This is a genomic window from Azospirillum sp. UENF 112521 (genome assembly GCF_058780665.1).
In genome coordinates, this window is record NZ_JBSNCI010000003.1 from 970,348 (window position 1) to 983,420 (window position 13,073).

The 13,073-nt window shown below is 69.7% G+C and carries 10 protein-coding genes and 1 pseudogene; all 11 read left to right on the top strand.

Annotation, left to right across the window (positions count from 1 at the left end; genetic code table 11):
* Positions 1-42 precede the first annotated feature (42 nt).
* Positions 43-3,132, top strand: coding sequence for an ABC transporter substrate-binding protein (locus ACWPN8_RS20010; RefSeq protein WP_492241993.1), 3,090 nt, complete (start codon positions 43-45; stop codon positions 3,130-3,132).
* Positions 3,133-3,146: 14 nt separating this feature from the next.
* Complete coding sequence (locus ACWPN8_RS20015; RefSeq protein WP_492241994.1) at positions 3,147-3,566, top strand: hypothetical protein; 420 nt, start codon at positions 3,147-3,149, stop codon at positions 3,564-3,566.
* A 2-nt stretch (positions 3,567-3,568) separates the two neighbouring features.
* Positions 3,569-4,045 (top strand): hypothetical protein, encoded by a 477-nt coding sequence (locus ACWPN8_RS20020; RefSeq protein WP_492241995.1) that lies wholly within the window; start codon positions 3,569-3,571, stop codon positions 4,043-4,045.
* A complete protein-coding gene (locus tag ACWPN8_RS20025) occupies positions 4,042-4,803 on the top strand; it encodes a hypothetical protein (protein ID WP_492241996.1) in 762 nt (253 codons plus the stop codon). The genes ACWPN8_RS20020 and ACWPN8_RS20025 overlap by 4 nt, the downstream gene beginning before the upstream one ends.
* Positions 4,791-8,114, top strand: a complete 3,324-nt coding sequence (locus ACWPN8_RS20030; protein WP_492241997.1) for a type VI secretion protein IcmF/TssM N-terminal domain-containing protein — start codon at positions 4,791-4,793, stop codon at positions 8,112-8,114. Before ACWPN8_RS20025 ends, ACWPN8_RS20030 begins: the two co-directional genes overlap by 13 nt.
* Positions 8,115-8,504: 390 nt before the next feature.
* Positions 8,505-9,008, top strand: coding sequence for a YcjF family protein (locus tag ACWPN8_RS20035; RefSeq protein WP_109051142.1), 504 nt, complete (start codon positions 8,505-8,507; stop codon positions 9,006-9,008).
* A gap of 34 nt (positions 9,009-9,042) precedes the next feature.
* On the top strand, positions 9,043-9,213 hold the full coding sequence (locus ACWPN8_RS20040; protein ID WP_199237734.1) for a hypothetical protein: 171 nt from the start codon (positions 9,043-9,045) through the stop codon (positions 9,211-9,213).
* Positions 9,214-9,227: 14 nt separating this feature from the next.
* A pseudogene (locus tag ACWPN8_RS20045) lies at positions 9,228-9,584 on the top strand (substrate-binding periplasmic protein); the annotation flags it as partial.
* 64 nt (positions 9,585-9,648) lie between these two features.
* On the top strand, positions 9,649-9,981 hold the full coding sequence (locus ACWPN8_RS20050; RefSeq protein ID WP_492242110.1) for a substrate-binding periplasmic protein: 333 nt from the start codon (positions 9,649-9,651) through the stop codon (positions 9,979-9,981).
* A 7-nt stretch (positions 9,982-9,988) separates the two neighbouring features.
* Positions 9,989-11,770: an ATP-binding cassette domain-containing protein gene (locus tag ACWPN8_RS20055; protein ID WP_492241998.1), complete on the top strand. Its 1,782-nt coding sequence runs from the start codon at positions 9,989-9,991 to the stop codon at positions 11,768-11,770.
* 1 nt (position 11,771) lies between these two features.
* Entirely contained in the window at positions 11,772-13,073 is a 1,302-nt protein-coding gene (locus ACWPN8_RS20060; protein WP_109451736.1) for a prohibitin family protein, read from the top strand.

Here is a 13,073-nt window from a genome sequence, read left to right on the forward strand (position 1 = left end):
GGCTGCGATCACTAGACTTCTCCCTCTCCCGAGGACCACCCGATGCTGAGTTCGCTCCAGCCCCGTTCCCGGCAGCCGCTGCGCTGGTCGCACATGACCAAGAAGGCGCGCTTCGCCCTGATCCTGGCGGCGGCGATGCTGGTCACCGTTCTGGTGTCGCTGGTGGTGCGCGCCGGCTTCCTCGGCGAGCGCGCCGGGGAGCCGCTCGCGCTCGCCGTGGTGGGACCGCTGAGCGGACCGGACTCGGCGCTCGGGCTGGCGCTGCGCAAGGGTGCGGCGCTGCGGGCCGACACCATCAACGCGGCCGGCGGCATCGGCGGACGCCCGGTCGAGGTCAGGCCCTTCGACGACGAGGGCGACAAGGGCAAGTCGCTGGAGATCGCCCGGCGCATCGCCAACGACCCGGCAATCGTCGCGGTGGTCGGCCACACGCCGGACGCCACCGACAGCGCCGCCGCCATCTATGCACAGAAGAAGATCCCGCTGATCGCGCCGCGCCCGCTGGTCCGCCCGGCGGACGGCGCACCCAGTCCATGGCTGTTCAGCATCGGCTTCGACCGCACCCACGAAATCCGCTTCCTCGCCAACTATGTCCGCAACGTGGTGGGCGAGCCGACCGTCGCCATCATCCGCGAGGACAGCGAGCAGGCGGCGTCGCTTGCCGGCCAGTTCGACAGCATCCTCCAGCGCTTCGGCACCAAGCTGGTCAACCAGTGGACCTACGCCCCCGGACGCGGTGGGGCCGGCGCCCTGCCGGCGCTCGCCCAGGCGGTGAAGGAGCGGATGCCGACCGGCGCCATCGTCGTCATCGGCTCGGCGGTGAACAGCGCGCGCGTGGTGGTCGCCCTGCGCGACGTCGGCGTGCGCAACCTGATCGCCGGCAGTTCGGAGATGGCGACCGCCGCCTTCCGCACCGAGATCGTCGCCCAGACGCAGGCGAACCCCAAGGCGCTGACGCCGGAGGCCTACGGCCATGGCCTGCTGGTCGCCTCGCCGGTGCTGTTCGACACGGCGAACGAGCGGGCACAGCGCTTCTACGGCCAGTATGTGAAGCGCTTCAACGCCGTGCCCGACTGGGCGGCGGCGCTGGGCGCCGACGGCGTCGACCTGATCGCCGGCGCCATCGCCGCGGCACCCGTGGGCGCCGGCAAGCCCGACGGCGACGCGCTCCGCCTCGCCATCGCCGGCCATGACCGTGCCGAGACCGCGGTGCAGTCGACTGCCGGAACCTGGACCTTCGACGCCCGCGGGCAGGCGACGCTGCCGGTGATGATGGCGACCTACAACGGCCTGAATCCGGTGGCGGCGCTGACCCAGCTGCAGCCGATCCGCGAGGCCGGCGTCTCCAACTTCCTGGAGGAGGTGCAGCGCGGGCGGGCGCTCTACGTCAACGACCGCTTCATGTACAAAACGGACGTCATCTACACCGGCGTCCAACTGCACGAGATCCGCGACCTCAATCCGGACGCCAACGAAGCGACGCTGAACCTGACCATCTGGTTCCGCTACCGCGGCGCCTTCAACCCGGCCGACGTCGTCTTCACCAACGCGGTCAAGCCGGTGGAGCTCGGCAAGCCCTACCGCGAGGAGCGCGGCGAGGTGACCACCTACGTCGCCTACCGGATCGAAGGGCGCTTCTCGCTGAACTTCTCCGACCAGCGGCCGCCTTACGGCAGCCATTCCGTCGGCGTCAGCTTCCGCCACCGGACGCAGAACCGCAACACGGTGATGTTCGTCACCGACGTGCTCGGCATGTCGCTGGTGAACACCAATGACTTCGTCGAGAAGCTGAAGGCGATGGCCGCGGCGGAAACCGCGTCGGCCGCCGACCTCAGCCTCGCCGACCGCTTCCGCCGGGCGCTGGAAGGGGAGAGCGAAAGCTCCACCCTGCTCGACCAGCTGCGCGCCAAGCGGGTGCTGGCCCCGTCGCCGGGCTGGCGGCTGTCGCGCGCCTGGATCTCCCAGGACGTCACCAGCGTCAGCAGCGAGGGTGATCCCAACTATGTCGGCTTCGGCCGGCCGCAGCCGGACTTCTCCCGCGTCGATTTCGGCGTGGTGGCGACGCCGGACGCACCTGCGGCGCGCGACTTCATCCACCGCGACTTCTTCGTCTACATCGCCATCTTCAGTGCGGTTCTAGCGGTCTTCGCCGCCTTCATGGACCGGCGCGACCGCGGCCAGTTCTGGAAGATCCAGACGCTGTTCATGCGCATCCTGTCCTGGCCGCTCCTGCTGATGTCAGCCGGCAACATCGTGCTGGACCAGGCGGTGGCCTCGCTGCCGGCGAGCGGCATCGCCATGGTGGTGAACGGCATCAACGTGCTGTGGTGGATCGTGCCGGCCATCCTGGCCGACCGCACGCTGGAACGCTTCGTCTGGACCCCGCTGGAGATCCGCACCCAGCGCCGCATCCCGGCCATCGTCCGCCGCTTCTCCACCCTGATCGTCTTCGGCTTCGCCGGCTGCGGCATCATCGCCTTCGTGCTGAAGCAGCCGATCACCAGCCTGCTGGCGGCCTCCGGCCTCGTCGGCATGGTCATCGGCCTCGCCATCCAGGCCAACATCGCCAACGTCTTCTCCGGCATCATCCTCAACATCGAGCGGCCGTTCCAGATCGGCGACAGCATCCAGATCACCGACGTCGTCCGTGGCGTCGTGGTCGACATGACATGGCGGACGGTACGGGTGCGCAATGTCGCCGGCTTCATCGTCGCGATGCCGAACGCCAAGGTGTCGGAAGCCACCGTCGTCAATTTCAGCTCGGTCGAGCGCGTTTCGATGAAGCTGGAATATTTCGCCGATGCGCGTCACGACCCCGGCCGGATGGGCGGCCTGCTGACAACGGCGCTGCGCGCCACCGACCGGGTGATGCCCAGCGACACCGGCGGGCTGCCCTTCGTCCGCTATGACGGCTTCCGCGCCGTCAACGGACAGTGGCTGTGCAAGTACAACCTGTTCTTCTGCGTCCAGGACCACGAGGCCAGCTTCGCCGTGCCGGAACTGGTCTGGCGCTCGGTCTACCGGACGCTGGCCGACGCCGGCATCGACCCGACCCCGCCCGACCTGCTGGAGGCGGGCGCCGCCGCCGCGGTCGTCACCGCCGCCATCCCGCACGCGACCGTTCCGGCATGAGCAGGAGCATCCCGATGACACGCCCCCTCCGCCGGCCCCTCCTCCGCCGCCCCTGCCGCCGCCTTTGCCAATGCATCACCGCGGCGACGCTGCTGCCGGTCCTGCTCGCCGGGTCGGCCTGCGCACCCTTCGGCAGCGAAAAGTCCGCCGCGATCCTGGAGCGGGTGGGCGACGGCGATTACGACGTCGGCATCCGCTACCCGTCCAAGCGCACCCGCTACGTCATGATCGTCGAGGAGGACGAGGAGTCCTTCGCCCTCGCTAACCGCCCCGTGACGGGCAGGGCTGCCGACGGCACCGCGCCGGCTCCGGCATCAGAACCGGCCGCCCCGCAGCAGAACGACCGGGTGCTGACCCCCTGCACCGGGGCGGCCGGCAACTGGTACCGCCACACGCCGGCCGGCTATGTCTGCGCCGGCGGGGCGGGCGGCTGACCATGAAGCGCACGGCTCTGACAATCGCCCTGCTGCTCGCCGGCTGCGCCGCCGGAGGGTCCAGGCAACCCGTCACGGATGGCGGGACGGATCCGGCCCCGGTGCTTCGCATCGTCGCCGATGCCGAGGCCAACGGACGGCGTCCGGTGGCCGTCGACGTGGTCCGGGTGGCCGACGGCGCCCTGGCGCGCCGGGTCGGCTCGCTCGACGCCGCAGGCTGGTTCCGCGAGCGGGCGGCACTGAACGGCGAGGCCGCCGGGCGGATCGCCATCGCGTCCTGGGAGCTGGTGCCCGGCCAGAGCGTGATCCTGCGCAGCCTTCCCCCCTTTGCCGCCGCCCCCACCGCAACCATCGTCTTCGCGCGCTACGGCATGCCGGGGGTTCACCGCCAGTCGCTGGACGGCGTGAGCGCGCTCGACATCCGGCTGGGACGCGACGGCTTCACCGTGGCTCCGCTGCCGAAGGACACCGCACCGTGACCGTCCGGCCCGCCCCCTCGCCCTCCGCATCTCCGGCCACCGCCGCAGTCGTCACCGCCGCAGTCACGACGAGTGCCGCCGGTCCGGGCGTCCTGGCCCTTTTCCGCGCCTTCCACGCCGACCTGCTGGCCGCCTGCGCGCAGGACCAGGCCCCGGCCGGTTCGGTGGCCGAGCGGCTGGTCGCAATGCTCCACGGCATGAGCGCCTCGGCGACCGCCCAGGGCCCGGCCGCCCATGGCACGGTGGTGAAGGCGGCCTTCGCGATGGCAATGCTGGCGGACCGGGCGCTTGCCCAGGTGAAGCCGGCGGACGCCGTCGTCGCCGGACGCCTGTTCGGTGCGAACGCCACCCTGCAAACCCTGTTCGTCCAGGCCGACGATTTGATCCGCCAGGGCGCCAAGGCCGACCGCGGGCTTGCCGCGGTTTATCTCGCGGCCCTGGCGCTGGGCTTCCCCGACGATGCCCAGGCGGCGGCGCGGCGCTCCCCGCTGCACCGGATCGTCACCGGCAGGGAGGGCGGAACCGAGCAGCCGCAGGCCGGCCTCGCCAGCCGGCGCGCCTACGATCCGCCGATGGGTGCGGTGGCCGGCGGCTTCCGGCCGTCGGCGCGGCGCTGGTGGGTGGCGGTCGGCGGCGTGGCGGCTCTGTTCCTGCTGGTGTCCCACCTGCTGTGGTCCACCGCCGTCAACGATCTCCAGCGTGACCTGCGCGGCGCCCGGTCCGCGGTCGAGGATATGGGGCAGTCATGGTCCTACTGATCCTGACGATTGAACTCGTGATCTCCAGCATCGGTTCGGTCATCGGCTGGATCCTGTCCTTCGTCTTCGCCTATCTGCCCTTCCTGCTGGCGGCATTGCCGCTCTACATCCTCTATCGGGTGGCGCGGTCGGTCTGGCCGACGCTGCGCAGCCGGCTGCGCCGCGGACGCAAGCCCGCCAAGGCCGCGGCCCGCACCAAGGCTCCGGCGCGCAAGCCCATGCCGTCCTCGGCGCTCCATGTGCGGGCGGAGGCGCCGCCGCCGTCGAAGGCAGCCGCCGGCAAGCCGCCGCTGGCCCGCACCTACAATGAAGGGCTGGATATCCTGGCCCGGCAGATGCGCGGTCCCCTGCGGCGCGGCGACATTCCCTGGTTCCTCGCCTTCGGCGTCGGCGGCCCGGCACTGCTCGCCACCGACTCGACCCATGTGCGCTGGCCGGAGGACGGCAACACCGAGAACGGCTGCTGGTGGTTCTGCGAAGGGGCGGCGATCCTGCATGCCGGCGCCGATTCCGCCGACGGCACGAAACTGGACGCCTCCTGGCCGTCGCTGGTCGCGGCGATCCGCAAACGGCCGATGCGCCGACCGCTGGACGGCATCCTGCTGCTGGTCGGCGCCGACGAGCTGCGCGCCGCGGCGGAGCGCGAGGCACCGCGCCGGGCGCTGGCCAAGCGGGCGGAAGCCCTACGCATGCGGCTGCGCGCGATCCGCGACGATCTCGGCATGGTCTGCCCGGTGCATGTGGCGGTGGTGCGCGCGGAGTCCCTCGACGGCTTCGGCGACCTCTGCGCGACGATCCCCACGGCCATGCTGGACAGCGTTCTGGGATGGACCAGCCCGCATGACTGGCTGGCGCCTTTCCAGCCCGCCCGCGTGGCGGAAGCCTTCGACTCCATCCAATCCGACCTCGCCCTCCTGGAGGCCGATGCGCTCGCCGGCGTGACCGCCGCCGGGGCCGCCTGCGTGCGCCTGCCGCTTCTCCCGGCCTCGCTGGAGACGCTGCGCCATCCGCTGGCGCTGTTCCTGGACGGCGCTCTGGGGGGCGACGAAGCGTCCGAACCCTTCCCGCTGCGCGGCATCGCCCTGACCGGCGCCTGTGCGACTGCGACGGGAGGACGCCGCCCGGCCTTCGCCCGCGACCTGCTGCCCGGCCGCGCCTTCGCCGAACCCGGCTATGGACGCCCGTCGGAAGCCGCCTTCCTGCAAGGCCGCCGGCATCGCCGGATCGCGCAGGCCGCGCTGGCCGCCTCCGTGACGGTCCTGTCGGTCGCCGCGTGGCAGGGCTTCGCAGGCGTGTCGGCCGGAAGTGCGGCGGTGGCTGCACCGGTTGCCGACTTGCGGCGGGCGCTGCTGTCACGCGACGCCCTCGCCGATGGACCGATGGTGGGCCCGATGGTTGGCCGCGTGATCGCCGCGACCGCGGTGATGGAGCGCGACCGGCTGGTGACGCCGCTGCTGCCGACCTCGCTGTTCAGCGGGGTCGACGAAGACAAACGGCGGCTCGCTTCGGTCACCCTGCGCCGGGCGGTGCTGCGGCCGATCCGCGACGCCCTGCTGCCCAGCTCCGCCCTGGCCGACCTGCCGCCGGTCACCAATCCCCGGCGCGTCGAGGATCTGCCGGCCTTCCGCCGGCTTGCCGCCCAGCTCGACCGCATCGGCGGCCGGCGCGGTGCGCTGGAGCGCTACGACCGTTTCCGCCGCAACAGCGGGTTCGACGAGTTGCTGGCGCTGGCGGAAAGCGTCTACGACGCCGTGCCGCGCCCGCCCATCGCGGCGACAGACGGCTTCATCACGCGCATCGCCGCCGGTGCCGATCTTCCCAACCTGGATGCCAGGACCATCGCGGTCGCCCTGCGGGCGGAATCGGTGCAGCTCGCCGCTCCCCTCGCCGAGGAGCTCTACACCCGCAATCCCCTGCGTCTGCGGGCGCAGGCCATGGCCGACCGGCTGCGCGCCCCCCCGGAAACGCCGACGGCAGAGGATGTCGCGGACCTCGGCCGGCTGGTCGATGCCGTCAGCGAGGCCGCCGGCTGGCCGATTGCCGCCGCCTTGCAGGACCCCGCACGCGGCCTGCCGGATGCCGTCAAGCTGGCGCTCCAGAAGGCGGCGATGGCCGACCTGCCTGGCCGCGACACCACCGACCGCATCACCGAGGCGCTGTCCACCGCGGCCACCGCGGCGCGTGCCGCCGTGCTGGCGCTCGACACCCCGTCGGCCGGACGCCTGCTGACCAGCGGCGAAGGCGGCGCACTGTCCCTGAACCCTGCGGTCGCCGCCCTGCCGGCGCAATTGGTCGCTGCCGTGGCGGTCAAGCCCGCCGACGAGCCGCTGCCGGCCAAAGCCGCCGCTTCCGAAAGCAAGCCCGCGGCTCCCGCTCCGGCGGCGGCGGTCGTCGAGCAGCGCCCCGCACTGCCTGCTCGTGTGGCCGCTCCTGTGCCGGCTCCCGAGCCCGTTGCCGCACCGCCCAAGCAGGTTGCGGTCGCCAGCCCGCCGCCTGCGCCCTACGAGGCTTCCCCGCCGGCCCGGCTGCCCCCGCTGCCGCCATTGCCGTCCCTTCCAATCCTTCCCGCGGAACCGGCGACGCCTGCGGCGCCTGCTCCCGAGGCGGCGGTGGCGAAGCTCGATGCCGTATTCTCCCAATCGCTGGCCGGACGCTTCCCCTTCGTCCGCCCCGACCTTGCCCGCGGCGCGCCGGATGCCGATCCCAAGGATGTCCGCCGCTTCTATGAGCAGCTCGACGAGAACCGGGCGGCCGTCATGAGGACGGCGACGCCCGAAGTCGCGGCCTTCCTGGAGAAGATGGAGGCGGTGCGCCCCCTGTTCGATGCGGTCTCCCGGTCCGCGCCGGTCAGTGTCCGCTTCAGCTACGGCACCAACCGGGCGCAGGAACTGGGGGCGGAGCACATCATCGACTGGTCGGTGCGGTCGGGGACCAGTGCGGTCGGCGCGTCCGCCGGTTCCGACCCGCTGGTCTGGAAAGCGGGGCAACCGCTGCTCCTCAGCTTCCGCTGGGCCGCCGGTTCGCCCTATCGCCCGAAGAACGCCATGGCGAGCGAAGCGGAAGCCGCGGCCGGCGATACGCTGACGCTGGTCGAGCGCGGCCCCTGGGCATTGCTGCGGCTGTTGAAGGGGCGCGCGTCGTCCGCGAACGGCGACGGCGCCCTGCTGCGCATCGTCCTGCCGACCCAGACCATCGGCGGCGAACCGGTGCGCGATACGGTCCTGTTCATGACGGCGTCAATTGCCGCCGGGTCGCGGTCGAACTTGCCGGTGAAGGCCTTGGACCTGCCGTCCCGTTTCCCTTCAAAGTAGAGCGAGGCGCTAATCACAGGAAAGGCTAATGATATCTTTGGTCACATATCGCGACAAGCCGATCCATGTCCCTCCAAAAATCTTAATAACCCCAACAGTGACTTAACATGTTTTTAATCAATAAAACTGTATCAACAAACTATCCTATATAGACCAACCGGCAGGTATTTCCTGCCAAGCTTACGATCTAATCATCATTAACTAATTTTATGGCTGCCGCGAGCAGCCAACGCCTTTCGTTTGTCAATCGCCGTGACTGCAATTGACGATCGGCCACCAGCTTCCACCGGAAGGCTCGGCCGGGCGGTGTCAACTGGACGGAAACGTGTGGTTGATGCCGTGACTTCCACCACAGATCAACTCTTTCCGACCCGAGAAAGGCTTCGGATCATGGTAGACCGTAAGAAGCGCGCCCAGGACCTGATCAAGTATCACAGCTACGCCTCGGGCGCCTTCGGGCTGATCCCCGTTCCGGGCGCCGACGTCGCCGCCGTCAGCGCGGCGCAGCTGAACCTCGTCCACAAGCTTGCCAAGCTCTATGGAGTCGAGTTTGCGCAGGAGCGGACCCGCGCCATCGTCGGCGCCCTGCTGGGCGGCGTCATGCCGGGGGCTCTCAGCTCCAGCGTCCTGGGCTCCGCCGTCAAGGCCGTCCCCTTCATCGGCACCGCGCTCGGCGTGGCGGTGATGCCGGCGCTGTCGCTGGCGGCGACCCGGGCCCTGGGCCAGGTGTTCGCCCAGCATTTCGAGACCGGCGGCACGCTGCTGGATTTCGACATCGATGCGATGCGCGAGTATTTCCGCAAGGAGTTCGAGGCCGCCAAGGGTGAGGCCGCCGCCGACGCTCCGGCCGCCGCACCGCAAATGGACGAGCAGCCGGTCCAGAAGGCCGGCTGACGCCTGAACGCCGGGCAAAGAAGGAAGCATCGCCGTGTTCGAGCTGATCTATATCGGTCTCTGCCTGCTGGTCGGGTTTCTGGGGATCGGCCGCCGCGGCGGCTTCCTGCTTTACGCCTTCCTGGCGGTGGTTCTGACGCCGCCCGGCGCCCTCCTCGTCATGATCCTGCTCACCGGCCGCCGCAAGAAGATGGCCAAGGCGTGACCGCAGCCATGACCATGCTCCCTCCCGTCGCGCCTCGGCGATTGCCGGCCCTGCTGCTGGCCCTGCTGGCGCTGCTCGTGCTGTGCTCTCCGGCCCGAGCCGAATATTGGACCGTCGCGTCGGAGGACCATTTCCCGCCCTACAATTACTCCTTCAACGGCAACCGCACCGGCATCGACACCGAGATCGTCAACGCGCTGCTGAAGGAACTCAACGTCACCCCGGTCCATCGCCCGCTGTCCTGGACGGAGGTGGTCCAGTCGATGGACGAGAACAGCGCGGACATCGGCTTCCAGTTCATCGCGTCGCCGACCCGCTTCGCGCAGTACAATATGATCGGCCCGTTCCGCACCGGAACGACCGTGTTCATGGTGCGCAAGGACTCCGCCATCACCTTCGACCGGCTGGAGGATTCTGACCTCCTACCGCATCGGCGTGGTCGACGGCTTCTCCTATGCCGCCGACTTCGATGCGGCGACATATCTGGAGAAGGTGGCGTCGAGCAGCAACGTGGTGAATTTCCGCCGTCTGATCCTCGGCCGGGTGGACGTGATCGTCGGCGACCTGCATGTGCTGAACTACATGGCCAAGCAGGACGGCCGGCTGAAGGACGTGCGCGTGCTGCCCAAGCCGGTCGGGCTGATCCCCCGCTACATCGCCCTGCCCAAGGCGCGCAAGGAAAAGGCGGAACGGCTGCAAGCCGCCTTCGTCAAGCTGCGCGACAACGGAACCATCGCCCGCATCCTCGACGGCTGGCTGGCGGAGTGACCGGACGATGGCCAAGCGCACTTCCTCTTCCAACCGGCCCCCTCCCAGCCGGCCGCCGTCCTCGCTGCTGCCGCTGATCGGCCTTGCCGACCGCAGCATCCTGACCCGGCTGGTCGTCACCGGCTGCGTCGCCGCCACCGCCAATCTCATCAGCCTGATGAGCCTCAGCGCGGAGCTGAGCGGCTGGATGCGCGGCGAGGTGCTGGACACCCCCTTCCTGATCTTCTGCCTGTCGCTGCTGGTCTCCTACGCGTTTGCCAAGCGCTTCGTCGCGCTGACGCTGACGACCGCCTTCAGCGCGCTGGCCGAGGTGCGGCGGCGCTTCCTCCGCCATGTCACGCTGGGCGGCCACGCCGACATCCTGGATTTGCAGGCCAAGCGGTCCTTCGATCTCGGCAACCACCATCTGGAGCGCATCGCAGCATTGCTGCCCAACCTGTCCATCGCCGCCAACATGATGCTGGTGGCGGCGGTCGCCTACCTCTACCTGTGGACCCTCTCCACCGTCGGCGCCACGCTGCTGCTGGTGGCCGCACTGCTGGTCGGCGGCTGGTACGTGCGCGAGGCGCAGCGGACCCGCTCGCTGCTTGGCGACGCCAAGGAGTCCGAGCTTCGGATGCTCCAGGGCTTCTCCGAGCTGGTCGGCGGCAATGCCGAGGTCAAGCTTGGCAAGGCGCGCCGCGACGAGCTGTCCCAGGCGGTGGAGGCCGACGTTGCCCGCTGGGAGGAGCTGAAGCGCCGCCACGGCCGCAATCTGGGCGAGCTGTTCTCCTGGATCGCGACGATCATCATCGGCTTCTCGGCGGTCTTCGTCTTCATCTTCCCGCGCATGGGCGCGATGTCGGTGTCCGAGCTGCCGCTGGTCACCTCGGTCATCCTGTTCCTGGCTCGCCCGCTGTCGAAGTTCCTCAACGCCGTTCCCGACTATGTCGCGGCGGAGGATGCGGCGGCGCAGCTGACGGCCCTGCTCGGCACCATGCCGGCCCTGGAATACGAGCCGTCGCGCACCGCCCGCGCCCCGCGCCGCTTCTCCAGCATCGAGCTGCGCGGCGTCAGCTTCGCCTATCGTGCCGGGCTGCGGCCGGAACCCTTCGTGATCGGTCCCATCGACCTGACCATCCCGGCGGGCAGCGTGGTCGGCATCGTCGGCTCCAACGGGTCGGGCAAGTCCACCCTGCTGCGCGTCATCCCGCTGCTGTTCCGCCCCGACGAGGGTCAGGTGCTGCTCGACGGGCAGCCGGTGGAGACCGACCGGCTGGAGGCCTACCGCGACCTGTTCTGCGCCGTGTTCCAGGACCATCACCTGTTCACCCGGCTGCCGCAGGGGCCCGGCTTCGATGCCGAGCTGTTCCGCGAGATGCTGGCCTATCTGAAGATCGACCATCTGGTTCCGGACACCGGCAACGGGCTGCTGAACCGCGACCTGTCGAAGGGGCAGCGCCGCCGCGTCGCCCTGGCGGTCGCGGTGGCGGAGGGCCGGCCGGTCGTCATCCTCGACGAATGGACATCCGACCAGGATGCCGAATTCCGCACCCGCTTCACCAACGAGATCATCGGCAAGCTGCGGGCTCTCGGCCGCACCGTGATCTTCGTGTCGCACGACGGCGATGTCTCGTCGGTCTGCGACGTCGTCATCCGGATGACCAATGGCCGGATGACCGGCGGCCAGACGACGAACACCGAAACAATCGACGGGTCAACGGACATGCCGGCCGCGACGGCCGCGTCCCGACCCGACATGGGGTCCGCTTCGGACCCCGCCATGGCTTGCTTGCAGGAGACCGCGTGATATGGCTGACCAGGCCTTCACCATCGACGATGCCGATGCGCTGCCGAAGCCGAAGTCGCGCCTGCGTGCGCTGCTGGCCCACTGGTACGACGAACACCGCCGCTCCCTGCTGTGCACGCTGCTGGTCGGCATCCTGATCTTCCTCTATTTCGCTCCGTCCATCGTCGTCTTCATCCCCGCCGGCCATGGCGGCGTGCTGTGGAAGCGGTTCCACGAAGGCACCCAGATGGGTCCGGCGCTCGCCGAAGGCGTGCATGTCATCTTCCCCTGGGACAAGATCGAGGTCTACGACCTGCGCCTGCAGGAGGACACCCGCTCCTATTCGGCCATCGCCAACGACGGCCTGAACGTCAGCATCGAGATCACGGTCCGCTACCGCCCCTATGCGGAAATGCTGGCCGCCCTGCACAAGAACGTCGGCCCGCGGTATCTGGAAGTCCTGCTGGTGCCGGAGGTCGGGTCCGTCTCGCGCGAGATCGTGTCGCGCTTCAAGGCGGACGAACTCTATGCCCACCGCCGCCTGCGGGTGCAGACGGAGACCTACGAGCAGGTCGCCGACCGCGTGATGTACGCCCAGCTGATCGGCGCCGAGAATGTGCCGAAGCCGGACGGGCGGACCAAGACCGGTTATCTGCTGATCCAGGACATCCTGATCCGCAACGTCGCCCTGCCCGAAGCGATCATGGCGTCGATCGAACGCAAGATTCAGCAGGATCAGGCGGCGCAGGAATACCAGTTCCGCCTCCAGCGCGAGCTGTTCGAGAGCCAGCGCAAGCAGCTGGAAGGTCAGGGCATCCGCGCCTTCCAGGAAACCGTGCAGGCCAACCTGACCGAGAATTACCTGCGCTGGCGCGGCATCGAGGCGACGCTGGAGCTGGCCCATTCGCCCAACGCGAAGATCGTCGTGATCGGCAACGCCGCCAGCGGCGGGCTCCCGCTGATCCTCGACGCCGCCTCCAACCAGAACCCCCTGCCGGCACCGGGCGCAACCGCCGCCGCGCCGGGCGCGCCGCCGGCATCGCCGAACGCCAAGCTGACCTCGGTGCCCACCAGCACCGCCGTGCCGCCGGTCTCGCAGCTGCCGTCGCTGAGCGGAGAGGGAACGCCGGGCCAGACCCCCATCGGTCAGATGCCCAGCCTGAACACCGGCGGCGAGTCCGCGCCGGCAACCGCGCATCCGGCGGCCCCTGCCCCCGCCGCCAAGCCGGAACCGGCGAAGGACGGCTCCAAGACCGCGGCCTCGGCGCCGATCCTGTCGAAGGTGTCGCCGTCCAAGCTCCTCGACATGATCCAGTCGAAGTGA